General features: G+C 53.2%; 17 protein-coding genes and 9 pseudogenes. 16 read left to right on the top strand and 10 right to left on the bottom strand.

Annotation, left to right across the window (positions count from 1 at the left end; all coding sequences use genetic code 11):
* The first annotated feature begins 202 nt into the window (after positions 1 to 202).
* Together JZM30_RS05905 and JZM30_RS05900 are read left to right on the top strand one after the other, a co-directional pair.
* On the top strand, positions 203 to 406 hold the full coding sequence (locus tag JZM30_RS05905; protein ID WP_252317892.1) for an XdhC family protein: 204 nt from the start codon (positions 203 to 205) through the stop codon (positions 404 to 406).
* A gap of 6 nt (positions 407 to 412) precedes the next feature.
* Positions 413 to 1,054, top strand: coding sequence for an XdhC family protein (locus JZM30_RS05900; RefSeq protein ID WP_252317891.1), 642 nt, complete (start codon positions 413 to 415; stop codon positions 1,052 to 1,054).
* A 4-nt stretch (positions 1,055 to 1,058) separates the two neighbouring features.
* Here JZM30_RS05900 and JZM30_RS05895 read toward each other — a convergent pair.
* Both JZM30_RS05895 and JZM30_RS05890 read right to left on the bottom strand, forming a co-directional pair.
* A pseudogene (locus tag JZM30_RS05895) lies at positions 1,059 to 1,391 on the bottom strand (amidohydrolase family protein); the annotation flags it as partial.
* Positions 1,370 to 2,101 (bottom strand): annotated as a pseudogene (locus tag JZM30_RS05890) (LysR family transcriptional regulator); the annotation flags it as partial. The pseudogenes JZM30_RS05890 and JZM30_RS05895, both read right to left, overlap by 22 nt.
* 94 nt (positions 2,102 to 2,195) lie before the next feature.
* Between JZM30_RS05890 and JZM30_RS05885 the strand changes: the two are divergent.
* From JZM30_RS05885 to ybcJ, 6 genes and pseudogenes are all read left to right on the top strand, one after another.
* Positions 2,196 to 3,285 (top strand): annotated as a pseudogene (locus JZM30_RS05885) (MFS transporter).
* Between the two features lie 297 nt (positions 3,286 to 3,582).
* Entirely contained in the window at positions 3,583 to 3,768 is a 186-nt protein-coding gene (locus JZM30_RS05880) for a hypothetical protein (protein ID WP_252317890.1), read from the top strand.
* Positions 3,740 to 4,816, top strand: a complete 1,077-nt coding sequence (locus JZM30_RS05875) for a sensor domain-containing diguanylate cyclase (protein ID WP_252317889.1) — start codon at positions 3,740 to 3,742, stop codon at positions 4,814 to 4,816. The genes JZM30_RS05880 and JZM30_RS05875 overlap by 29 nt, the downstream gene beginning before the upstream one ends.
* Before the next feature lie 21 nt (positions 4,817 to 4,837).
* Positions 4,838 to 4,978, top strand: a complete 141-nt coding sequence (locus JZM30_RS05870) for a hypothetical protein (RefSeq protein WP_252317888.1) — start codon at positions 4,838 to 4,840, stop codon at positions 4,976 to 4,978.
* A 216-nt stretch (positions 4,979 to 5,194) separates the two neighbouring features.
* A complete protein-coding gene (folD, locus tag JZM30_RS05865) occupies positions 5,195 to 6,058 on the top strand; it encodes a bifunctional methylenetetrahydrofolate dehydrogenase/methenyltetrahydrofolate cyclohydrolase FolD (protein WP_252317887.1) in 864 nt (287 codons plus the stop codon).
* 84 nt (positions 6,059 to 6,142) lie between these two features.
* Complete coding sequence (gene ybcJ, locus JZM30_RS05860; RefSeq protein WP_252317886.1) at positions 6,143 to 6,355, top strand: ribosome-associated protein YbcJ; 213 nt, start codon at positions 6,143 to 6,145, stop codon at positions 6,353 to 6,355.
* Between the two features lie 89 nt (positions 6,356 to 6,444).
* Here ybcJ and cysS read toward each other — a convergent pair whose 3' ends face one another.
* A complete protein-coding gene (gene cysS, locus JZM30_RS05855; RefSeq protein WP_252317885.1) occupies positions 6,445 to 7,830 on the bottom strand; it encodes a cysteine--tRNA ligase in 1,386 nt (461 codons plus the stop codon).
* A 223-nt stretch (positions 7,831 to 8,053) separates the two neighbouring features.
* On the bottom strand, positions 8,054 to 8,476 hold the full coding sequence (locus JZM30_RS05850) for a DoxX family protein (RefSeq protein WP_252317884.1): 423 nt from the start codon (positions 8,474 to 8,476) through the stop codon (positions 8,054 to 8,056).
* Between the two features lie 340 nt (positions 8,477 to 8,816).
* Between JZM30_RS05850 and ppiB the strand changes: the two are divergent.
* The 6 genes and pseudogenes from ppiB (at position 8,817) to JZM30_RS05820 (ending at position 15,047) form a co-directional block, all read left to right on the top strand.
* Positions 8,817 to 9,313: pseudogene (ppiB, locus tag JZM30_RS05845) on the top strand (peptidylprolyl isomerase B).
* Between the two features lie 10 nt (positions 9,314 to 9,323).
* Entirely contained in the window at positions 9,324 to 10,046 is a 723-nt protein-coding gene (lpxH, locus tag JZM30_RS05840; protein ID WP_252317883.1) for a UDP-2,3-diacylglucosamine diphosphatase, read from the top strand.
* Between the two features lie 198 nt (positions 10,047 to 10,244).
* Positions 10,245 to 10,754, top strand: a complete 510-nt coding sequence (gene purE, locus JZM30_RS05835; protein ID WP_252317882.1) for a 5-(carboxyamino)imidazole ribonucleotide mutase — start codon at positions 10,245 to 10,247, stop codon at positions 10,752 to 10,754.
* A pseudogene (purK, locus tag JZM30_RS05830) lies at positions 10,751 to 11,765 on the top strand (5-(carboxyamino)imidazole ribonucleotide synthase). Before purE ends, purK begins: the two are co-directional and overlap by 4 nt.
* Before the next feature lie 503 nt (positions 11,766 to 12,268).
* Positions 12,269 to 13,537: an HAAAP family serine/threonine permease gene (locus tag JZM30_RS05825; RefSeq protein WP_252317881.1), complete on the top strand. Its 1,269-nt coding sequence runs from the start codon at positions 12,269 to 12,271 to the stop codon at positions 13,535 to 13,537.
* Positions 13,538 to 13,692: 155 nt separating this feature from the next.
* Positions 13,693 to 15,047 (top strand): annotated as a pseudogene (locus JZM30_RS05820) (L-serine ammonia-lyase).
* Between the two features lie 155 nt (positions 15,048 to 15,202).
* On the opposite strand, the pseudogene JZM30_RS05815 reads toward JZM30_RS05820, so the two are convergent.
* The 4 genes and pseudogenes from JZM30_RS05815 to JZM30_RS05800 form a co-directional block, all read right to left on the bottom strand.
* Positions 15,203 to 15,642 (bottom strand): annotated as a pseudogene (locus JZM30_RS05815) (helix-turn-helix domain-containing protein).
* A 114-nt stretch (positions 15,643 to 15,756) separates the two neighbouring features.
* Positions 15,757 to 16,571, bottom strand: a pseudogene (gene pstB, locus JZM30_RS05810) (phosphate ABC transporter ATP-binding protein PstB).
* A 43-nt stretch (positions 16,572 to 16,614) separates the two neighbouring features.
* Complete coding sequence (locus JZM30_RS05805) at positions 16,615 to 17,187, bottom strand: ABC transporter permease subunit (protein WP_252318012.1); 573 nt, start codon at positions 17,185 to 17,187, stop codon at positions 16,615 to 16,617.
* A 13-nt stretch (positions 17,188 to 17,200) separates the two neighbouring features.
* Positions 17,201 to 18,784 carry an ABC transporter permease family protein gene (locus tag JZM30_RS05800; RefSeq protein ID WP_252317880.1) on the bottom strand — a complete coding sequence of 528 codons (1,584 nt, stop codon included), beginning with the start codon at positions 18,782 to 18,784 and terminating at the stop codon, positions 17,201 to 17,203.
* Between the two features lie 388 nt (positions 18,785 to 19,172).
* On the opposite strand from JZM30_RS05800, the pseudogene ppk1 reads away from it, so the two are divergent.
* A pseudogene (ppk1, locus tag JZM30_RS05795) lies at positions 19,173 to 21,232 on the top strand (polyphosphate kinase 1).
* 9 nt (positions 21,233 to 21,241) lie between these two features.
* A complete protein-coding gene (gene ppx, locus JZM30_RS05790) occupies positions 21,242 to 22,774 on the top strand; it encodes an exopolyphosphatase (protein WP_252317879.1) in 1,533 nt (510 codons plus the stop codon).
* Between the two features lie 211 nt (positions 22,775 to 22,985).
* On the opposite strand, the gene JZM30_RS05785 is transcribed toward ppx, so the two are convergent.
* Together JZM30_RS05785 and JZM30_RS05780 are read right to left on the bottom strand one after the other, a co-directional pair.
* Positions 22,986 to 23,792 (bottom strand): methyl-accepting chemotaxis protein, encoded by an 807-nt coding sequence (locus JZM30_RS05785; RefSeq protein ID WP_252317878.1) that lies wholly within the window; start codon positions 23,790 to 23,792, stop codon positions 22,986 to 22,988.
* Between the two features lie 21 nt (positions 23,793 to 23,813).
* Complete coding sequence (locus JZM30_RS05780) at positions 23,814 to 24,932, bottom strand: nitrate- and nitrite sensing domain-containing protein (RefSeq protein WP_252317877.1); 1,119 nt, start codon at positions 24,930 to 24,932, stop codon at positions 23,814 to 23,816.
* Positions 24,933 to 25,127 lie beyond the last annotated feature (195 nt).

Raw genomic sequence — 25,127 nt, 5'->3', positions numbered from 1 at the left:
GCGTGGGAATAAGGCGCTATAGCGTGTTCTGCTGACCAGATGAAATATGTATGACGAGAGCGAAAGAGTGGGATGATCTGGGTTAGCACCACGTTTTTGCAAATTAATAATCGCATTTCTCATTTTGAGAAAATAACAGGTGTTTCCCCGTAATAACCCGTGCCATTACGCGCCCAAATAAACCAATACGCAGGCACAGAATTTGCATTACCCCATCATCAGTCATGATTTACGCGAGGTATGTAATGGAGCTTTTTACTCAGGCAGCGGAATTGGAAAAAACAACCGGGCTTTTGCCTTTATTCAGATCGTAGAAAGCCGCGGCTCTACACCGCGCCACAATGCCAGCATGCTGGTTGATGAAGACGGCAACAGTATGGGAACCATCGGCGGTGGGATGATGTAGCGGTTGGTGCTGGAACAAGCAAAAGAGGCGTTAGCGCAAGGACAATCCCACGTATTTAGCGGGCGCATGGCGCGTCAGGGCGAAGGTGCCGTTGGCTCGGATTGCGGTGGCGCCATGAAGATACACATCGCCGTGCAGCCACGCCGGCCACAGTTGGTCCTGCTTGGTGCGGGCCACGTGAACCTGGCTATCGCCGTGGTGGCCGCCCCGCTCGGCTTCGAGATCGCGCTGATGGATACCTGGAAAGAGAATCTGGATCACCCGGATCTCCCGTCTACCAGCCGCAAATTGCTGGTTGAGAGTTTCACCGCCGGTATCCAGCATCTGACGCTGGATGATAAATGCTATGTGGTGATCGCCACCAACCATCGGGACAGAGAAGCGTTGGAACACACCGTCGGCAGCCCGGTGCGCTACCTTGGCTTGCTGGCCAGCCGAAGAAAGATCCAGACCTTTCGTGCCGAACTTGAGAAGCGGGGTGTCTATGCGGCTGACATCGCCGCGCTGCGATCGCCGATTGGGCTGGATATCGGGGCGGAAACCCCGGAGGAGATCGCCATCAGCGTGATAGCGGAAATTCTTCAGGTGAAAAGTGGAGCCAGCGCGGTATCACTCCAGCCCACCACGCTGGCTGTTGTATCAAAATAGTCTATCAAAACGGCGCATCGACCGACGCGGCGTTAAACGGCTTGCGGCGCAGAAAGCGCCCATGCCAGGCGCGGCCGGTGAATACGCCCTTACGCCACACCACCCCACCACGGCTCAAGGTCATGATCGGCCAACCCTGGCATACCATGCCTTCATAGGGAGAGTAGTCGCCGTTATCATGCATCTCATCGTGACGCAGCGTAACGCGCCGCCGCGGATCAAACAGCACCAGATCGACATCCGCACCAGGCATCAGGTTACCCTTCTGCGGCCACAGGCCAAACAATTGCGCCGGACGTGTGCTGGTCAAGGCGACAAACTGCTCAATGCGGCCTGACGTGCGACATACAGACTGTCTGACGTAAGCCGAGGAACTATGGGAAAGTGCACGCTTTGCCCGGTTTCACTGTGAGATAAGGTCACATCGTAGTGATAAAACTGTCTGATGGCGATCCATGGCAATGCTGCCAAAGCATCAATATCCTCTACGGCGTTCTGAGTCCGGGCCAACAACGTCGGAGAGGCCACAATGATACGCGGCACCTCCGCTAAACGCGTGGCGACGGTTGCCGGATCGATGGCTGGCCCAACGTGTATCGCGCAATCAATATTGTCAGCGATAAAATCCGGTGATTTATCGTTCAGCATCCACTCTACAGAGAGTTGCCCGTACTGATTAAGAAATTGCGTCAGCGGTGCAATAAGCTGTTCCTGACCAAAGGCATGCGGAGCACGCACCCGAAGTACGCCCGTCGGTTCAGCATCCGCCCCTTTCAAATCGTCTTCTAACGCTTCCCAGGCGGCGATCAGCGATCGCGCATGCTGGTAACAGCGCTCACCATCATCCGTCAGCTTCATGGCATGGGTGGTCCGTAGCAGAAGTTTGGTATTCAGCAGCTGCTCCAACGCCTGCAAACGGCGGCTGATGGTCACCTGAGTCGTTCCCATCTGCTGGGACGCAGCCGACAGAGAACCACTTTCGATAATGCGCGTCAGTGTCTGCATCAACTCTATACGGTCTATGTTGCTCACTATGCCACCACTCATACGTCATGCGTATAACTGTTTTACCACTTATCCGGCTACATGCCACATTGCTGAACAATACGCCTTAACACGACAGCACAACGGGGAAATCTACATGTCGATCATTTCAAACACCGAGAGCGAAAGCGTCGTGCAGCCGACCTTTTCTGGTCTCATGACGCTCATCCTTGCCATTGGCGCAGGATTCAGCGTGGCATCAATCTATTATGTTCAACCAATTCTGCCGCAGATAGGCCATGACTTACAGCTGTCACTTGACGGCATGGGACTGGTGCCCACGTTAACGCAAATCGGTTATGCGCTCGGTATCCTGCTGTTATTACCGCTCGGCGATCGCTACGATCGGCGTAAGATTATCGCCGTTAAAAGCGCCGCGTTGACCGCCATGCTCTGGCTGTGCAGCCAGGTGACAGGACCAACCGCACTGTGTATGTCCAGCCTGCTGCTCGGTATGGCCGCCACCCTGGCACAAGATATTGTGCCCGTCGCGGCTATTTTGGCCCCAGCGGGAAAACAGGGAAAAAATGTCGGTACCGTCATGACCGGGTTACTGATCGGGATACTGCTGTCTCGAACCGTGAGCGGCGTGGTGGGCGAATACATTGGTTGGCGGGCCATGTACCAGTTAGCCGCCCTCAGTATCGCCATTATCGGTATTGCGCTGTGGCGTATTCTACCTGCCTTTGCCCAGCACTCGGCCCTGAGCTACCCATGTTTATTACGCTCTATGCTGCAACTGTGGCGCAGTTATCCTGCACTGCACTGCACTGCACTGCACTGCACCGCGCGGCACTGGCGCAAGGGCTGCTTTCTGTCGGGTTTAGCGCATTCTGGTCAACGCTGGCGGGGCACTAGCCGCCCCGCTCTCAGGCAGTCTGTCAGACCGCTTTGGTGCAGCAAAAGTCACACAGTTAGGCGCTGCGCTTTCAGCCGTTGGTTTTGACCTGGGATTACAATCTGCACTGGTTTCTCACCAAACGCTGGTTTACAGCCTGAACGCTCAGGCTCGTGGACGGCTCAACGCCCTGCTGTTTACCGGCGTGTTTATTGGCATGGCGTCAAGCTCTGCATTGGGAGCCAAAGCGATGTCGCTCGCCGGTTGGCCGGGCGTCACCCTGCTTGCCACACTCGCCAGCGTTGTGTGCCTTATTGTCAGACTGCGTTCAGAAAAAAGCTCCGCGTAATGACCTCTTCGGGCGGCAAATCGTGCCGCCCGTTATTAAAAAACAGCCGTTCAGATTCGCTTTTTAATAACACAGCTACACTTAGTGTATTCGCATCCTGTATTTTTTCGTGCCACCCATAAATACCGTCAGCATCGCGCTGCATTCAAGACCGGCAGGGAGATTTTTTTCGCGGGATAATTTACTGACATGGGTAAGTAATGCGTACCTGTCAGCATGGGGGACAAGGGACACCATTGCATGAATACACGCGCACAATCTAAAGAACAACACGCATAGCCGTCTCTGCAAAATCTGATGGCAGGTTTTATCCTGTTTATTATTATGGCTGTTGTGGTACTTAACGGATGGGTGGTGTTTAATTCCTATAAACGCACCCTTGAAGCCACCGAAAAGCAGGCGGATAACTTATCGCTCTCGCTTTCTCGTCATGCCGAAGATACCTTCTTGCAAGTTGGAGCTGCTGCTTCAGGATCTCAATGAACACATTGAACAAGATGGGTTTGGTGGGCCGCAACTGCTTCGTCTGCAACAAACGTTAAAAAATCGAAAATCCACACTGCCGCAGTTGCACGGTATATTTATCTACGACTCAGCCGGACATTGGCTGGTAACCACCGCAGATAACATTCCCAAGAATGCAAATAACTCAGATCGCGAATATTTCAAATATCATCAAAACACACCCAGCACAGAGTTATTTATCGGTAGTGTGATACACAGTCGCACCACTGACGATCTGATAATTCCAGTTTCCATGCGTTTAAATAACCCGGATGGCAGTTTTGCCGGCGTGCTGTTCGTCACCATTTCTCTCAATTATTTTAAACTCTATTACGGCTATTATTCGGTGGGAGACACTGACGTATTAGCCATCTTACTGTCGGATGGACATATTCTGTATGGACGTCCTTTTGATGATTCTCAAATTAACCGGGACGTATCAAGTAGCCCGCTGTTTATGGAGCATTTGAAGTCATCCACCAGCGGCACTGCCACCTTCTACTCCACCGTTGACCATGTCGAGCGCATCTATGGTTATACACGGTTAAAACGTTATCACATTGTCATCGCAGCGGGCTATAACAAAACGCAGGTGTTTTCCAACTGGAAAGTCGACTCGACCATTTATACCGCTATCGCCCTGACCTTGCTGCTGATCATGAGCAGCGTGGGTGCGATCGTGCTGAAACAGATCAAGATCAACGAAAAAAACCAGCTGGATCTAACCAAGGTACGCGATCAGCTTACCGCGATGAATCACACGCTGGAAACGCTGGCGCTGTTAGATGGCCTCACTGGCCTGGCGAACCGGCGACAGTTTGATATTTTCCTGCGCGAGACCATCGCGCAATCCGCCCTTTCCGGTAAGCGGATAGCACTTATCATGCTCGATGTCGATATGTTCAAGAAATACAACGACCACTATGGTCACGTTGAAGGCGACAAGTGTCTGCAAACCGTGAGCCATGCGCTAAGCAGTATGCCGCGTCGCAAAGAGGATTTAATCGCACGTTATGGCGGTGAATAGTTTGTCATCATTCTGATGGATGTGACGGAAGAAGGCGCCGTAGCGTTTGCAGAACGGGCGCTGGAAGCTATCAGATACCAGCGTATCCCCCATGAACTCACCACGCTGGATGAAAAAGTCGTTACCGCCAGCGCTGGCGGTAACGACTTTTTGTGGGAATAACACCGGCTCAGGCACCGGAGAGCGTGATTATTCGTGCAGATAAAGCATTGTATCAGGCCAAGAGCAAGGGCAGAAATCGCGTTGAAATTGCGACAGAATAGGCCAACAGCGGTCAGGTGCGGACGAATTTATATTGATACAGTGCCTGACAGCGCGCGTCGCTTCTGACAAAATAGCGCCATCCCCCGTAGTTTTATTTGATGGATTTCCAGAGAGATGGCAGCAAAGATTATTGATGGTAAAACGATTGCGCAGCAAGTGAAGGATGAAGTTTGTGCGCGCGTCAAGCAGCGCCTGGCCGAAGGCAAGCGTGCGCCAGGGCAGGCTGTTGTGTTAGTCGGCGATAATCCCGCCTCACAGATCTACGTCGCGAGCAAACGTAAAGTGTGTGACGAAGTGGGCTTTGTCTCTCGCTCTTATGACTTACCTTCCAGCACAACGGAAGCCGCGCTGTTGGCGCTGATCGACGAACTGAATGCCGACAACAGCATTGATGGTATTTTGGTTCAGTTGCCGCTGCCAGAAGGCATTGATAATACCAAAGTCATCGAGCGCATCGCACCCGATAAAGACGTGGACGGCTTCCACCCTTACAACGTCGGCCGCCTGTGCCAGCGCGACCCGCTGCTGCGTGCCTGCACGCCGCGCGGCATCATCACGCTGCTGGAACGTTACAACGTGGACATGTTTGGCTTGAATGCCGTGGTGGTGGGTGCCTCCAATATCATTGGCCGTCCGATGAGTCTGGAACTACTGCTGGCAGGTTGTACCACCACGGTGACCCACCGTTTTACCAAAAACCTGCGTCAACACGTTGAGAAGGCCGACTTGCTGATTGTTGCGGTTGGCAAGCCGGGCTTTATTCCCGGCGAGTGGATTAAACCGGGTGCCATCGTGATCGATGTCGGCATCAATCGTCTGGACAGCGGCAAAGTAGTGGGAGATGTGGAGTTTTCCGTCGCACAGGAGCGCGCGTCGCTGATAACGCCGGTGCCCGGCGGTGTTGGCCCCATGACCGTTGGCACCCTGATTCAAAACACGCTGCAAGCCTGCGAAGAGTACCACGACGGCAACGCGTAACAGCACGGGTATACGGTTAACGCATAAACATCACGTTAACATCGCGCGCTCAGGTGCGCCTTTTTCTTCTTACAGCAGGATGTTATGGAAACTTTTCATCTCGATAAACACCCGCACGTTGAACTGTGCGATCTGCTTAAACTGCTTGGCTGGAGTGAGAGCGGCGCTGCCGCCAAAGCCGCCATTGCTGACGGTGGCGTCAGCGTTGACGACCAGGTCGAAACGCGTAAACGCTGCAAGATCATTGCTGGTCAGCTGGTCAACTTTGACGGGCAATCGGTAAATGTCGTGCCCTAAGCAACAGCCAGTAGTCTGATCCAATAAAAATCGCCCGCGAAGGTTTACCGTCGCGGGCGATTTTTAACACGATACCACTAACAATAGCGTTATTTACGGCGCCATGTCGTGCCCTGCGGACCGTCTTCTAACACAATCCCCATTTCCGTCAGGCGCGCACGCGCTACATCCGCCAGCGCCCAGTCTTTGGCCTGACGCGCGTCATTACGCTGCTGAATCAGGGCTTCGATCTCTTGCACTTCGTCACCATCCGCTTGAGAACCGCTTTGCAGGAAGGATTCCGGGTCTTGCTCCAACAGCCCAAGAATGCCCGCCAAACGGCGCAACGCGGCGGCCAGCGCATCCGCCGCCACCGCATCTTCCGCTTTCAGGCGGTTCACCTCACGTGCCATGTCAAACAGCACCGAGTAAGCCTCTGGCGTATTAAAATCATCGTCCATCGCCGCGCGGAAGCGCGTTTCAAACGCGTCGCCACCTTGAGCCGTCGCTGCCGGATCGGTGCCACGCAACGCAGTGTACAAACGCTCTAAAGAGGCACGCGCCTGTTTCAGGTTCTCTTCACTGTAATTCAACTGGCTACGGTAATGGCCCGACATCAGGAAGTAACGCACGGTTTCAGCGTCGTAATATTTCAGTACATCGCGTACGGTGAAGAAATTGTTGAGCGATTTAGACATCTTCTCGCGATCGATCATCACCATACCAGAATGCATCCAGTAGTTGACGTAAGGTCCGTCATGGGCACAGGTCGACTGAGCAATTTCGTTCTCATGGTGCGGGAACATCAGATCGGAACCGCCGCCGTGAATATCAAAGTGCTCGCCAAGCTGTTTGCAGTTCATGGCAGAACATTCGATGTGCCAGCCGGGACGCCCTTCCCCCCACGGGGATGTCCAGTGCGGCTCGCCGGGTTTCGACATTTTCCACAGCACAAAATCCATCGTATTGCGTTTCACTTCCGCAATCTCAATACGTGCCCCCGCTTTCAACTGTTCCAGATCCTGACGAGAAAGCACGCCGTAACCCGGTGCGCTGTCGACAGAAAACATCACATCGCCGTTGTCTGCCACATAGGCATGTTTGCGCGCAATCAGTTGCGTCACCAGTTCAATAATTTCGGCGATATGGTGTGTAGCACGCGGCTCTAGATCGGGACGTAAAATGTTCAACGCATCAAAATCAGCGTGCATTTCGGCGATCATGCGCGAGGTCAGTTGTTCGCAGCTTTCTCCATTCTCTGCGGCGCGTTTGATGATTTTGTCGTCGATGTCCGTTACATTGCGCACATAATTGAGCGAGTAACCCAAATAGCGCAAATACCTGGCAACCACATCGAAAGCCACAAAAGTACGCCCGTGACCGATATGACACAGGTCATACACGGTAATGCCGCATACATACATGCCCACGTTACCGGCATGAATGGGTTTGAATTCCTCTTTTTGGCGACTCAGCGTATTAAAAATCTTTAACATCAAAACATTCCATGATATTCGCGGGAGAAGTGGAGTATGCGCAGCAAACGGAACACCGCCGTTGAGGCTGGTTCAGCAAGCCCAGCAACGTATTGAAACCTGAACCTCGAGCTATTGCAAGACTGAGACAGCGTAATAGGAAGATAATTGATAAGGATTAAAAAACAGAAACTCGGCAATGGCGCGCCGGGTCTCATGTTACTGTTTGCAAACCGAAGAAGCGTTAGCGCAAATTCGGATTACTCATCACGGAGTATTTCCCGCTGCCCAGCAGCGCGATAGCCAATGCAGTGAAGAAGAATACCGCAGTCGGTTCAGCGCCCCAGGCACCGGTTTTCGCCAGCGAAACAAAACCCGCTGGTGCAGCCAGAAGTTGCGCAACCACCATGGTACCCGCAACCACTAAGGCAGAAGGACGTGTCAGAATGCCGAGAATCAATAAGATGGGGGCAACGACTTCACCCGCAAAGACACCATACGCGATAAACGTCGGTAATCCCGCATTTGTCAGCATACCCGCGATGGCACCAACCCCATCGACCATTTTGTGCCATCCATGAAAAATCAACAAAATGCCAAAAGCGAGACGCAGCAGCAGTTTACCTGCATCGGGTTTATCCAGTACACGATTGATTAAGCCCAGCATGATTCACCTGTTAGTATTGTTAGTAAACTCTGTAATACGAATCATTTAAGACTAATCTGACTTGATTGCAAATCCTACTCCCAAATAAGTAATGTTTGATCTACAATAAGAAAAATTTTATTCAATAAAATAATGCAAATATATGACATATTGTCAATTTTATTGACATTATGTTACTTTTTAACCAAACAGCCAACATCTACCCTGCGAATAGTTCCCTCGTCATACTGACTCGCACAGCCAGTTATGCTATAAGAGCGCCTTGGTTATTCAGCCTTTGTGCAGACAGCGCTGCCTGGCAGCTGATGTCTCATCCTTCTGGTTATCAGGGTTTACTCTTATGATTACATTACATACAAACTTCGGTGACATCGTCATTAATACGTTTGCAGACAAAGCGCCTGCTACCGTGGAAAACTTCGAAAACTACTGCCGTAACGGCTTTTATGACAACACCATCTTTCACCGTGTGATCAATGGGTTCATGATCCAGGGCGGTGGTTTCGCACCGGGTATGCAGCAAAAAGCCACCGAAGCGCCTATCGCCAATGAAGCCAATAACGGCCTGAAAAACACCTGTGGCACGCTGGCTATGGCGCGCACCAACGATCCACACTACGCTACCGCACAGTTCTTTATTAATCTGGTGGATAACGACTTCCTCAACTTCCGCTCAGAACGTGCCGACGGCTGGGGCTATTGTGTGTTTGCCGAAGTGACCGACGGCATGGATGTGTGGTTGATAAGATCAAAGACGTTGCAACTGGCCGCAGCGGCATGCATCAAGACGTTCCTAAAGAAGATGTGGTAATTACCCACGTGACTGTCAGCGAGTAATCGCAGCAGCATGGCAACACTGTTTATTGCCGACCTGCATCTGAACGTACATGAACCAGCGATCACCGCCGGTTTTCTGCGTTTTCTGGAACGTGATGTCCAGCAGGCAGATGCGCTCTATATCCTGGGCGATCTGTTCGATGCCTGGATCGGTGATGACGATCCGCAACCGCTGCATGCCAACGTCGCTAGCGCGCTGCGTCAGTTGCAACAACGCGGTATCCCTTGTTACTTCATTCACGGCAACCGAGACTTCCTGCTGGGCAAGCGTTTTGCTGCGCAAGCAGGCATGACACTGCTCCCCGCCGAGCAGGTAGTGGGGTGCTATGGACGCCGAATCCTGATCATGCACGGCGACACTCTGTGCATTGACGACGCGGCCTATCAGAAATATCGCCGCCGGGTACATAACCCCGTCATCCAGTGGCTGTTCCTGCGCTTACCCTTACGTTTGCGTCTCAGGGTGGCGGCAAAAATGCGAGCGGCAAGTCAGCAGGCAAACCAGCATAAGTCGCAGCAGATTATGGATGTCAATCCGCAGGCTGTGCAGGCGTGTTTACAAGCGTATGGTGTTAACACCCTGATTCATGGGCATACTCATCGGCCAGCGATACACACGGTCATGACCGACAGCGGCGAAGCGCAACGGGCGGTGCTGGGTGCCTGGCATGAACAAGGATGGATGATTAAAGTCACGGCTAGCGATACCGCGTTGATTTCCTTTCCCTTCTGATTTCCTCCATTTTTTACACCTTTTGTGGCAAACCTGTGATGCCATTAACGGCAATAATACTGCGATTTGTCCGTACGCAACCGTTTTCCTTCCCGAACGCTCATGGTATGATCTGCACCCTCCAGCCAGAGCGTCATCCGTTTTCTGGCCGACGCAGCCATGCGTCTCAATACGTCATATCACAGGAGCACTACAGGCATGTCATCCAACGCTGCCACGGCAAAAATTGCCATCGTCATGGGTTCAAAGAGTGACTGGGCTACTATGCAGTTTGCTGCGGAAATTCTCACCGCACTCGCTATTCCCTTTCATACCGAAGTCGTTTCAGCGCACCGCACGCCGGACAAACTGTTTAGCTTTGCAGAGCAAGCCGCAGAAAACGGGTTTGATGTGATCATTGCGGGCGCAGGCGGAGCAGCGCACTTGCCCGGTATGCTGGCAGCGAAAACGCTGGTGCCGGTGTTGGGCGTGCCGGTTCAGAGTGCAGCACTAAGCAGCGTTGATAGCCTGTACTCCATTGTGCAAATGCCGCGTGGCATCCCCGTCGGTACACTGGCTATCGGTAAAGCTGGGGCCGCCAACGCGGCCCTGCTCGCCGCACAGATTCTGGCGCTGCACGATGGTGAGTTGGCCATTCGCCTCGCCGTTTGGCGTCAACAGCAAACCGATGAGGTGCTGGCGCATCCCGATCCGCGGGAGGAGGCATGAAACCCGTTTGCGTATTAGGAAACGGCCAACTGGGTCGTATGTTACGTCAGGCCGTTGAACCCTTGGGGATTGCCGTCTACCCGGTGGGGCTGGATGCCGAACCGGAATCCGTGCCGTTTCATCACGCGGTCATCACCGCCGAGATTGAACGCTGGCCGGAAACCGCATTGACGCGCGAATTGGCAGAGCACGCGGCCTTTGTTAACCGTGACATATTTCCACGTCTGGCCGATCGCCTGACACAGAAACAGTTGCTGGATTCAGCGCAAGAATGGCCCGCAGTCTTCAGCCGGCTGGGCGAGTTGGCCATCGTCAAACGTCGCGTGGGCGGCTATGACGGCCGTGGTCAGTGGCGCTTACGCCCTGGCACCGCCGCAACCCTGCTACGGCTAATGCATCGTAGAGCAAGGCATCGCGTTTTCTGGTGAAGTGTCAATGGTAGGCGCGCGTGGTACGGATGGACATTGCGTGTTTTATCCGCTGACGCACAATCTGCATGAAGATGGCATTATGCGCGCCAGCGTTGCGCTGCCGCAGCCGGATGCGCGTATGCAGCAACAGGTAGAAACCATGCTCGCAGCCATCATGAATGCGCTCGATTACGTCGGTGTGATGGCGATGGAGTGCTTTATCGTGGGCGATCGTTTACTAATCAACGAATTGGCCCCCCGCGTGCACAACAGCGGCCACTGGACACAAAATGGCGCATCCATCAGCCAGTTTGAACTGCACCTGCGCGCCATCCTGGATCTGCCGTTGCCGAAACCAGTGATTGATGCCCCTGCCGTCATGATCAATCTGATTGGTACTGATGTTAATAACGCCTGGCTGGCACTGCCGCTGGTTCATCTGCACTGGTATGACAAAGAAGTACGACCTGGGTGTAAAGTCGGCCACCTGAACCTGCCGCACAGCGATCTCACTCAGCTACAACACACGTTACAGTCACTCGTCCCCCTGTTACCTGAAGCCTATCATTCCGGCCTACAGTGGGCACAAGCAACGCTTTAACCGCTGTGCACTTCCCACCGCGTGGCTTTAGGCCGGTGGGAAGTGCATTCCCTTACGCTCTCGTCTGTTTTGTCTGTAAACCATAAACACATACTATTTATATGGTCTTATTTTGGCGTGACATATGGATTATTAGGTCTATTATTAATCGCAGGTAAATTAACGCTATTTATTAGAAACGATATTGTTGGTTATTATTTGGTATGAAAATTAAGTTAAAGTATCAAATAAGAGACCTTATAAATAAATAACGTAAAGTACCATCATTGATATTTTATTTATGAGCGAATTTTGATAAAATTAAAACACGTCAATTCATTTCTGTGATCATCTCAATATTATTCGCTGATCTCCTCAATATAGAATGCCGCCACAATCAGTATTGACTCTCTAACATGCGATTGCGTTATAAAAATGCGTCGATGTTTATTATTTATACAACATTAATGCTATTGCCAATATTGACACGATTTGCAAACTGTGTTCACCAAGGAGAACCAATTATGAGCACAATCCAAGAAAGCAGTGCGATCGTCGCACCCACTTCTGGTTGGCGTAAAAGCGACACTGTCTGGATGCTCGGGCTTTACGGGACGGCCATCGGTGCGGGCCTGCTGTTCCTGCCGATCAATGCCGGTATTGGTGGATTAATTCCATTGATAATTATGGCAATTATTGCTTTTCCGATGACATATTACTCACACCGCGCACTGTGTCGATTTGTTTTATCCGGTAAAAAAGGTAGTGAAGATATTACTGAAGTGGTCGAAGAACATTTCGGTGTCGGCGCAGGGAAATTAATCACGCTGCTCTACTTTTTTGCTATTTACCCTATTTTGTTGGTTTATAGCGTAGCGATAACCAATACGGTAGACAGTTTTATTACGCACCAACTTCATTTACCGTCGCCGCCACGCGCTGTGTTGTCTTTGGTATTAATTCTGGGCCTGATGTTTATCGTTCGCTTTGGCGAAGCCATGATTGTAAAAGCCATGAGTATTCTGGTTTATCCTTTTGTCATGGTCTTGATGCTGCTGGCATTTTATTTAGTTCCTCATTGGAATTTAGCGATTTTTGATAATATCTCTTTCACCAGCAGCGCAACCGGCAATGGGCTATTGTCGACCCTGTGGTTGGCGATCCCGGTAATGGTATTCTCCTTTAACCATTCCCCCATTATCTCCTCTTTTGCCGTTGCCAAGCGTAAAGAGTATGGCGACGATGCCGAGCGCATCCTCTACTACAGCCATATCATGATGGTGCTGACCGTGATGTTCTTTGTGTTCAGTTGTGTACTGAGCCTGTCCCCTGCAGAACTGATGGAAGCCAAAACGCAAAACATTTCCATTTTGTCTTACCTGGCAAACCACTTTAATAACCCAGTCATGGCCTATCTGGCGCCGGTTATCGCCACCATCGCTATCTCCAAATCGTTCCTCGGCCACTATCTGGGGGCGGGAGAAGGCTTTAACGGCATGATAATCAAATCGCTGCGCAGCCGTGGTAAAACCATCGGTCACGCCAAGCTGAACCGCATCACGGCGCTGTTTATGCTGGTGACCACCTGGATCGTCGCCACGCTCAACCCTAGCATTCTGGGCATGATTGAAACAATGGGTGGCCCGGTTATCGCCTGCCTGCTATTCCTGATGCCGATGTACGCCATTCAGAAAGTCCCGGCAATGAAGCAATACAGCGGACAGATCAGCAACGTGTTCGTTACCGTGATGGGTCTGATCGCCATCACCGCCATTGTCTATAGACTGTATTAATCTACGCAGAAGCGGCACTGAGCCTCTTCCTTGTTCCCCCTAATGACTGTCAAGAGACGGTTGGCATAAGTTGCCAGCCGTCTCTCGGCACACCTGATGACGGAATCTGCTGGCAGCGCCTTGGCGTTGTCAGCATCTTGTTAGAGAAAATCGCCATGGTCAGCGTATTCGAGATTTTCAAAATTGGTATTGGGCCGTCGAGTTCGCACACCGTCGGGCCGATGAAAGCAGGTAAAATGTTTACCGATGAGCTGGTCAGCCAGTCGCTTATCACCTCCGTTACCGATATCGTGGTGGACGTGTACGGTTCGCTTTCCTTGACCGGTAAAGGGCACCATACGGATATCGCCATAATTATGGGGCTGGCCGGAAACCTGCCGGATAGCGTGGACATCGACGGTATTCCGGCGTTTATTCAACGAGTAAAAGAGACCCAGCGCCTGCCTCTGCTGTGGGGCGACTATGAGGTGAACTTTCCACTGGAAACCGCCCTGCGTTTTCAAGCGGAAAACCTGCCGCTGCACGAAAACGGCATGACGATCCGCGCCTACCAGCAGCAAACCTTGCTGCACAGCAAAACCTATTACTCTATCGGCGGCGGCTTTGTTGTCGATCAGGAACATTTTGGCAAGGTACTGGCGACAGAAGAGACCGCACCCTACCCGTTCTATTCTGCGCAAAAATTGCTGCAACACTGTCACGATCACTGCCTGTCTCTGTCAGCAATTGTGATGAAGAATGAGATTGCCTTGCACGGACGTGAGGCTATCGAACACTACTTCGCCGAAGTGTGGCAAACCATGCAAAACGCCATTCATCGCGGCATGAACACCGAAGGTATTCTGCCCGGTCCGCTGCGCGCCTCGGCGTTGCACCGCTTGCTGTTTATCAACGATCGTTTCTCTAAAGATCCGATGGATGCCATGGACTGGGTAAACATGTTTGCCATGGCGGTTTCGGAAGAAAACGCCGCCGGTGGACGCGTGGTAACGGCGCCGACCAATGGTACGTGCGGCATCATTCCTGCGGTGCTGGCCTACTACAACCAGTTTGTCCAACCGGTGACGCAGGAATCCTATTTGCGCTATTTTCTGGAAACTGGTGCCATTGGCATACTGTAAAAATTAACGCCTCCATCTCTGGAGCGGAGGTCGGCTGTCAGGGCGAAGTCGGGGTTGCCTGCTCCATGGCAGCAGCCGGGCTGGCGGAACTGCTGGGTGCTAACCCTGAGCAGGTGTGCATCGCGGCTGAAATCGGCATGGAACACAATCTGGGGTTAACCTGCGATCCGGTGACCGGTCAGGTACAGGTGTCCTGTATCGAGCGCAATGCCATCGCTTCGGTCAAAGCCATCAATGCGGCGCGCATGGCGATGCGCCGCACCAGCGAACCGCGCGTCTCGCTGGATAAGGTGATCGAAACCATGTACGAAACCGGAAAAGACATGAACGCCAAATACCGCGAAACCTCACGCGGCGGGCTGGCAATCAAAGTGGTGCTGTGCGAATAACGCGGTATCTTCTCATCGCCTCGACTCACACACTCACGTCATCCTCGGCGAAAGCCGGGGATCCCTCAGAAAAAGCGGGAATGACCACGAAAAGACAGAAATGATGGAAAAATGTCCGTGTGGCAGGATGGATGCCGAAGTGACAGGCCACCGCCTTACGATTTTTTCTCGTTTTCCGGGCGCGACCAGATAATGTTGTTCTCTGCCGCCGAGATGTAACAATCCACTGTGCTGTTCGCGACCGGTTTCACCGCAGCGGTTGCGCTGTGGGTTTGCGGCGGGAATGCCGAAGCTTTCTTGCGAATGCGCATCGGTGTGCGTTTTTTTCTCCGCTGATTTGCACATGGAAGGCGGAGACATCCGCATCAAACAACACGCCTTCCAGCTGATGCAGGCTGTTCAAACCGCGCAGAATGCATAACAAGCTGCTTAGGGTTATCGATTCCCCCAACTCCGCGCGTTTGATGGTGGCAATACCCAACCCGGCGCGTTCGGCCAAATCAACCCGCGACAGCCGCTGCTGAATGCGTGCTTCTTTGATTCTCCGGCACAGTTCAACAACAATGTCGCCTTCACTCATACTGCTGAATTTCATGTTACGGCTTTACCTGCGCCCGATTAAATTCAGCACATTTTATCATCACTTTTTCATATGGCACGGAGAATCGTACAAAAGACAGGTTTTTTTACGATTTTTTCTGCTGCATCATCAACCAAAGCGCCCGGTAATGTAATCTTCCGTTTTGTGCTGAACGGGGGAGGTAAACAACGTGTCGGTAAGATCGTATTCAATCAGTTTGCCATGATGAATAAAGGCAGTGTAATCCGATACCCGCGCCGCTTGCTGCATATTGTGCGTCACCAACACTAGCGTGAAGCGCTGTTTTAATGCTCCCATCAACTCTTCAATCACCAGCGTAGAGATAGGATCGAGCGCGGATGTCGGCTCATAAAGCAATAACACTTCGGGTTCAATCGCGATGACACGGGCAATCACCAGGCGTTGCTGCTGGCCGCTGGAGAGCGTCAGGGCGTTATCGCCCAGCCGGTCTTTCACCTCATGCCACAGCGCTGCTGCACGCAGCGCGTTCTCCACGGTTTCATCCAACAAGCGCCGATCGCGGATACCTTGCAAACGCAAGCCATAGGCCACGTTGTCATAGATGGATTTAGGAAACGGATTGGGGCGCTGGAATACCATGCCCACCCGCCGCCGCAGCGCCGAGACATCCCACTGGGCATCCCTGACGGAAACGCCTCGCAGCCGGATGTCACCTTCAATACGGCAATTTTCCACAGATCGTTCATGCGATTAAAACAGCGCAGCAGCGTCGATTTACCGCAACCAGACGGGCCAATCAGCGCGGTCACCTGATGCTGCGGAATGCGCAACGAGATATCGTTCAGCGCCTGTTTTTCACCGTAATAGAGGCTGAGGTGATCCACCTCCAACGCCGTCTGCTCCTCCGTCAGTTGGCTGATATCCAGCAGCGGTGATGAATGCAGGGGATTCGTTACTCGCATAGCCTTTTCCTAATGAAATATCGCTTAAAGACGAGAGATCTCGTCACAACGTCAGCGCGCGGTATTTTTCGCGCAACACGTGGCGCAAGCCCATGGCCGCCACGTTCAACCCGACCACAATCACCACGAGTAACAGCGCCGTTAGGTACACCAGCGGGCGCGCCGCCTCCACATCCGCACTTTGAAACGCCAAATCGTAAATCTGAAAGCCAAGATGCATGAATTTCCGTTCCAGATGCAGATAGGGGAAGATATCATCCACCGGGAGCACCGGCACAGACTTCACCACCCCCACCAGCATCAGTGGTGCGGTTTCACCGGCAGCCCGCGCCACTGCGAGGATCAGGCCGGTCAGCATGGCTGGAACAGCCATCGGCAACACCACGTGCCACAGGGTTTGCCACGGGGTCGCCGCCAGCGCCAAAGAGCCTTGACTCAGTCGCGTGGGCACATTGAACAAGGCATCTTCCGCCAATGAGAAAATCAGCGGAATCAGCGCATTGCGCTGCACGAAATTGCCATCCATCCACTGGAACAGCGGCTGTCCGAACAGGCGCACTTCCAGCGCCGGGGCAAACCAGCAAACCACGAGCACGATCAGCAACAGTACTGGCATCAACAGCAGCACCTCACGCCCCTGCATCCAGCACGCCGTCAGCGCCCCACAGTACGCCTAGGGTACAGAGCAGCGGCAGCGCCAGAATGGCAGAAAGATAGGTTTCAACGTGCGGCGCAAGCCAGAGTGCAGCAATCAACCCCACCACCACGGTCGGGAGCGCGCCCATGACCTCAAGCGTTGGCTTCACCCAACGGCGTAACCCCGGCGTCATAAAACAGGCGGTGTACACTGCCGCAGCCAGCGCCAGCGGCGTGGCAAACAGCATGGCGTACAGCGCCGCCTTCAGCGATCCGGCCAACAGCGGCACCAGACTGAATTTGGCTTGATAGCTGTCGTCCGCCGCCGTTGACTGCCAGATAAAGTCAGGTTGAGGGTAGTTCTCATACCAAACACGCTGCCACAGCCCACGCCAGCCGATATCGGGATAAGGATTATCGACACGATAGGCATACCATTGCGTTGGCGTCTCAAACAGCAGCGCTTTGCCGTGCGCCGAAAAAACCATGCGCTGTGCCTGTGCAGCAACCTGCTGCGTTAACACCGCGGCAGACTGCTTGCTGGCAAACAATGAAAGCTCACCCTGCGGCGTCAGGGTGGCAAATACCCGACGCGAGGCTTCCGGCACTAGTTGCATGCCTTGCGTTTCGCGCTGCGGGAAATCTCGAATCTCCGTCAGGCGCAGGCCATCCGGGCCAGGCACATCAAACCACTGAAATATTTTGCCACCCTCGGTATATACCAGCAGCGAATAACCGCCGGACAACAGCGCCAGCCGCCACGGCCCGGCAGTGGGCAACGTCGCCGTACCAGAAAGCGTCAGCGTCTCACCACTGACGCGCCACGAGGTCAGTTGGTTGCCGCTTAAGCTGTAGATAACATCGCCACGGGGCGTCAGCACCAGATCGTCAACCGGCGTGTCGCCGAGTGCCACACTGGCGACGAGTTGCACGCCGTCAGCGGAAATGCGGCCCATGGTCAAACGGTTATCCAGCGTCACCCAAACGGCGACCGCATCCACCACCGTGGAGGCGGCGTTATCGGCCATCGGCGGTGTGGTTTCGCGTAGTGCCAGCGCCAGATGGCGTAGCGGTGTGCCATCCGCCGTCAACGCCAGGGGCATCTTGCCAAACGGATAACGCCAGGCTGGCTGTGCATTACCGGCGAGCGGAATAAAGGGAGAGACGATCGTGATGTGGCCAGTGACAGAAAGCAACGCGTAATGCGGCCGCCCCTCACCGAAGGCGACAGCACGCGTAATGGGCGTGACGCTCAGTGCGGTGCGCGGCAGAGATTGCCCGCCAGCAAAAACCATAAACTCGCCAAAGCCCTGTTGATCAATGCGATACCCTAAGGAACCGTCATCGCTGATCCCGACGGCGGCAGACGGCACCGATGCCACGCGCGGCGACGCGGCGTACTGTGTCACCGAAGGGGAAACAAACAGCGGTGCCACTACGTACAGCAGATAGAAAAAAATCAGCACCAACGCCATCATCACCAGCAGGCCACTGCCTACCACGATGTGCTGCGTTATGCGATCCAGACGCCGCCGTCGGGCATCCTGATAGGCAAATCTGTTGTCTGTTTCTGCCATTATCCCTACACCACCCGTCAGGTTCTGTTAGTGAATGGCGAACAAAAAGCCCTGCGTCGCCCATCCTGCACGATGGAGATTACCTCAAACACCGTGGCAGATTGCTTTTCTCACCCCAACGATGAAATCGGGGTAGCATATGTTGCCTTTACACTCATAATATGACAATGGTAAGACGTTCTGTAAGAACGATTTTAACGCACGTCACCATCGGGCGCGGTATTCAGGTTGTTTTGTGAACAAAACGATCATAATTTTTCAGCAATGAGACGGCGTCGCACAAAAAATGGGTTGCAAAGAACAAGATAGCGCCACGCCGTCATAAATCCGCCATCATTGGCGTGTAGAGAGTGGGTGCACCGTCAGTAAACGATTTAACGGAGTGACAATGAGTCAGGACAAGCTCTTTATCGAGAAAGAACTAAGTTGGTTATCCTTCAACGAACGCGTGTTGCAAGAGGCTGCGGATCAGAGTAATCCGTTGATTGAGCGCATGCGTTTTTTGGGCATCTACTCCAACAACCTCGATGAATTTTACAAAGTGCGCTTCGCCGACCTTAAAAGACGGATTCTGATCAACGAGGAACAAGGCTCCGCCGGTGGTTTACGCCATTTAATGAGTAAAATTCAGGCACGCGTACTGAAAACCGATCAGGTGTTCGATAACCTGTATAACGAACTGCTGTTGGAGACGGCACGCAACCATATTTTTTTGGTGAATGAACGTCAGGTCTCCACGCTTCAGCAGGAGTGGCTGCGCGACTATTTTCGCCAGAACCTACTCAACACATCACGCCGATCTTGATCCTGCCAGAAACCGACCTGGTGGAGTTTTTGAAAGATGGCTACACCTATCTGGCGGTATAGATTATTCGCGGCAACGAGATTCGCTATGCGCTGCTGGAAATCCCGTCGGACAAAGTGCCACGTTTCATTAACCTGCCATCAGAATCATCGCGCAGAAAAAAAACCATGATTTTGCTGGATAACATTCTGCGCTACTGCCTGGATGATATCTTTAGAGGCTTCTTTGACTACGATGCGCTCAACGCCTATTCCATGAAAATGACGCGTGATGCAGAGTACGATCTGGTCACGGAAATGGAGTCCAGTCTGCTGGAATTGATGTCCTCCAGCCTGAAACAGCGCCTGACCGCCGAACCGGTGCGCTTTGTCTATCAGCGCGACATGCCGGATGCGATGGTGGACATGCTGATGGAGAAATTGGGCATTTCGTCTTATGACTCCATCATCCCCGGCGGACGTTACCACAATTTTAAAGACTTTATCAGCTTCCCCAATGTGGGCCGCCCGAATCTGGAAAACAAAGCGCTGCCACGATTGCGCCATACCCGCTTCAGCCACTTCCGCAACTGGTTCGATGCCATTCGTGAGAGTGATGTGCTGCTCTACTACCCCTATCACACCTTCGAGCACGTGCTGGAACTGCTGCGTCAGGCCTCGTTCGACCCCAGCGTACTGTCGATCAAAATCAACATTTACCGCGTGGCAAAAGATTCGCGCATCATTAATGCGATGATCCATGCGGCGCACAACGGTAAAAAAGTGACCGTGGTGGAATTGCAGCCACGCTTTTATGAAGAAGCGAATATCCAGTGGGCCAAGCGCCTGACGGAAGCCGGTGTGCACGTGATTTTCTCGGTGCCAGGACTGAAAATTCACGCCAAGCTGTTCCTGATTTCCCGCCGTGAAGGGGAAAACATCGTGCGTTATGCCCACATCGGCACCGGCAACTTTAACGAAAAAACCGCCCGGCTTTATACCGATTATTCACTGCTGACTGCCGATGAACGGATCACCAATGAAGTGCGCAGCGTATTCAACTTTATCGAGAACCCTTACCGCCCAGTCAGCTTCGAGTATTTACTGGTGTCGCCGCAGAACTCGCGCGCCCGGTTGCACAAACTGATCGATGGCGAGATCGCCAACACACAGAACAACCTTCCTGCGGCGATCACCCTGAAGGTTAACAATCTGGTCGATAAAGATCTGGCCGAAAAGCTGTATGAAGCCTCCGCCGCAGGGGTGAAAATAAACCTGCTTGTGCGCGGTATGTGTTCGCTGATCCCTTCGCTGCCCGGCATCAGCGAAAATATTCAAGTCATTAGTATTTTAGATCGCTATCTTGAGCACGATCGGGTGTATGTGTTCCATAATGGAGGAGACAGCAAGGTATATATCTCTTCGGCAGACTGGATGACACGTAATATCGATTATCGTATCGAGGTGGCAGCTGAAATCCTCGACCCGGCGCTGAAAAAGCAGATATTGGACACGCTGGACCTGCTGTTCAGCGATACGGTTAAAGCTCGTATTGTTGATAAAGAGCTGAGTAATAGCTATGTTGCACGCGGTAACCGGCGTAAGGTCCGCGCGCAGACGGCCATTTACGAGTACCTCAAGGCCCTTGAGCAACCCGACGAATAGGCAAGAAAAATGCCCCTGATACAAACCGATATCGATAAAGAAGCACCGCAGGAATTCGCCGCGGTTGACCTTGGCTCCAACAGTTTCCATATGGTGGTGGCCCGTGTGGTCAACGGTGCATTGCAAGTGTTGAGCCGACTGAAACAGCGGGTGCACCTGGCAGATGGCCTTGACAGCAACAACATGCTGAGCGAAGAAGAGATGGAGCGCGGCTTAAGCTGCCTGGCGCTTTTTGCTGAGCGACTGCAAGGCTTTTCGCCTGACAACGTTTCCATCGTGGGCACCCATGCCCTGCGTGAAGCCGCCAACTCCCAGACCTTCTTGCGCCGTGCGGCCGACATTATTCCTTATCCTATCGAGATTATTTCCGGCCATGAAGAAGCGCGCCTGATTTTTATGGGCGTGGAGCACACTCAGCCAGAAAAGGGCCGCAAGCTGGTTATCGACATCGGCGGCGGCTCCACCGAGTTGGTTATCGGGGAGAATTTTGAGCCGATACTGGTCGAAAGCCGTCGTATGGGCTGTGCCAGCTTCGCACAGCAATTTTTTCCGAACGGTGAAATAAGCGAGCAGAATTTCCGGCGTGCGCGTCTGGTGGCGGTACAGAAGCTGGAAACCCTCTCTTGGGAATACCGCATTTATGGCTGGGACTATGCACTGGGCGCATCCGGCACCATTAAATCCGCCCATGAAATTCTGGTGGAAATGGGTGAGAAAGACGGACTGATCACGCTGGACCGGCTCAACATGCTGTGCGATCAGATTTTGCAGTTTAAAACGTTCAAATCCCTAAGTTTGCCGGGCATGTCGGAAGATCGGCAATCAGTGTTGGTGCCCGGGCTGGCGATTCTGTGCGGGATTTTCGATGCGCTGGCGATCAAATCGCTGCGCCTGTCGGACGGCGCGCTGCGTGAAGGTGCGCTGTATGAAATGGAAGGCCGTTTCCGCCATCAGGATATTCGTATCCGCACCGCACTGAGTCTGGCCAGACACTACAATATCGACATGGAACAAGCGCGTCGGGTACGGGAAACCACCGAGTTGCTGTTTACCCAGTGGGCAGCGCAAAACCCGTCGCTGGTGCATCCGCAGTTAGAAGCGATCCTGAAATGGGCGGCCATGCTGCACGAAGTGGGCCTGAGTATCAACCACGCGGGCATGCAGCGTCATTCCGCCTATATTCTGCAAAATACCAACCTGCCTGGCTTCAATCAGGAGCAGCAGTTGATGCTGTCATTGATGGTGCGCCTGCAGCGCAAGGCCATCAAGCTGGAAGAACTGCCGCGTTTCAACCTGTTCAAGAAGAAGCAGTATTTGCCAATGGTGCAGATTCTGCGGCTGGCAAGTCTGCTCAATAACCAGCGTCAGGCGACCACGCCGCCAGACTCGCTGCGCCTTGGCACCGATGACAACCACTGGACACTCACCTTTCTGCAGGGCTATTTCGCGCAAAACGCGCTGGTACAGCTCGATCTGGAAGCTGAACAGGCATACTGGCAGGACGTGACTGGCTGGAAATTGCTGATAGAAGAAGCCAACTAACGCCCTGCGCTCCCTTCAGGGGGGTAGGGAATCAGACTGATGTCCAAGTCACTTCCTTCCTCGCCATCCTCGGCGAAAGCCAGGGATCTCTGCGAGAATGAACGCGTCTCTCTGCAAGGGATTCCCGCTTTCGCGGGAATGACCGTGGTAGCGGGAATGACGGTGAGAGTAGGCTGTTTGTCAGCAATCTCGCATGGCCTTTTCCAAGACACTAGGCGTCTGCCAGGAGCAAAGGGGCATTATAAGCAACCGGTTCGGAAACGTCTACGCGAAAACTCCCGACCAGTTCTGTCATATACGCCACTTGGCCATCCAGCATCTGACTCGCCGTCGAGGCTTCAGCCACCAGCGTGGCATTCTGCTGTGTGACCTGCTCCAACTGGCTCAATGCCACATTGATCTGGGCGATCCCCAGCGATTGCTCGCCCGCCGCAATGGCGATATCCCCCACCAGTGCTTTTACTTTGCCGGTGCCGTCGATAATCTCATGTAATCCGCGATGAGACTCTGATACCAGCGCACTTCCCTCCTCCACGCTGGAAAGGCTGTCAGCGATCAGCGCATGAATTTTGTTAGCTTCATCGACGCTACGCTGCGACAGTTGGCGCACTTCAGTTGCCACTACAGTAAAACCGCGCCCGTGCTCTCCAGCTCTGGCCGCTTCCACCGCCGCATTAAGCGCCAATAGGTTGGTTTGAAACGCGATGGCATCAATGCCCGTGACAATCTCGGTAACCCGTTGACTGGTTTGCTGGATCTTGCTCATGGCATCACGGGCAGACGAGGTAATATAGCCAATGTTGCGCACCCGCTCATCAACCGTGGTGGTCAGTTCGCGCGCCTGGGCGGCAAAATCGGCGGTCTGCTGCACGGTGGCGGTAATTTGCTCCATGCTGCTGGCGGTTTCCACCAGCGAAGCCGCCTGCTGCTCCGTGCGTTGCGCCAGATTGTGATTGCCGTAAGCAATTTCATTGCTGGCCCTTCCGATGGTCGTGGCGCTGTTTTTGATTTTTATCACCAGATTCGCAATGCTCTCCAGCTATTGGTTATAGGCACTGTTGAGCCGAGGCAGCTCATCCGTTCCCGGCACCGATAGGCGCTGCGTCAAGTCTCCGCCCATTTCGGCGATGGTCGTCAAGGTATCCTGCAACTGTCGGTTGATGCTGCGCATGATCATCGCCGCCAGCGCCAGCCCAATCGCCAGTAGCGTGCCGCTCAGGTAGGTGATCCAGGCCCGTTGTGCGCTGGCAGACAAACGCTGGACATCGCCAAGCAGCGTGGTAACTGCCTGTTCTTCGATACTTTTAAGCTGCTCAATTTTCTGTGTTTGCAATGAAAACCATTGAGCACCATCGATATTCCATTCCCCTTGCGGTGCGGCAATCGCCCGTTGGCGCAGCGCCTGCGCGTCTGGCGCTTGGCTGGAACTTATCGCGCGGTCAAACGCCTGACGCAGTGATTCCGATGCCAGGGTTCTGAAGCTGGCAATATAGGCATCGCCGCGTCCCACCAATTGGTTCAGGCGAACAAACATACCCTCACCAAAACGATTGGCAGAAAAAACGTTAGCCAACACCGCGCGCTCAATCCCAGCCTGCTCCTTGGCATTCAGCAGGCTGTAATAAGCGGTAATTTGCTGGATGATCCCCGCATCGCGCACCAAATGCGCCATCAGACCAATGCCTTCCAACAACGCCGCCACTTTTTCGCTATAGGCGCCCAGTGCTGTGTTCACCGGTATCGACATGCTGTTTACCTGATCTCTGAGCGAGTCCAGTGTCTTGAGAGAATCAGCCACCTGAGTAAAGTTTTTAGCTACATCGCCGCCGAGCCAGGTGGTATCTATGTCGCGATAACGTTGCTGGAAAGCGGTAGCAGCTTTATCCGTATTCTGGCGCTGCGTCTGCAATTCTGGACCAAAAGCGTTGCCCTGACTGCCAAAATAACCGGCGCTCATCCCTCGTTCCCGTTGCAGTTGATGCACCAACTCTCTCGCATCTCGCGCTAACTGGATCTGCTTTTCCATCCGGTTCATTTCACGTTCTGTCTGACGACGCTCATTCATTCCCAATGCGCTGAGCCACAGCAATGCCAGTAGCATGGGTAATAGCGCAAGGAGGAATTTATTACGTATCGAAATGCGGTTAAGTATCTGCATTGGAAGCCGCTCCGTATTCCATTTAAGGGCAGGTTTACTGTGTCAAAACGACGAACATCACGCCCGCCCATCTGCGTCGATAAGCAAGGCTTATTCTTAGTGTCGGTATTAATGACCGGCGTTGCGCCGATTTATTATGTATGGCACAGAAACCCCAAATATTCACCACGCCGCGCTCGGCGAAATCCATCAGGA

This window comes from Candidatus Symbiopectobacterium endolongispinus, assembly GCF_018777385.1.
Lineage (GTDB): Bacteria > Pseudomonadota > Gammaproteobacteria > Enterobacterales > Enterobacteriaceae > Symbiopectobacterium > Symbiopectobacterium endolongispinus.
Note: the sequence above shows the minus strand (reverse complement) of the source record. Positions and strands in the feature narration are given on the sequence as shown.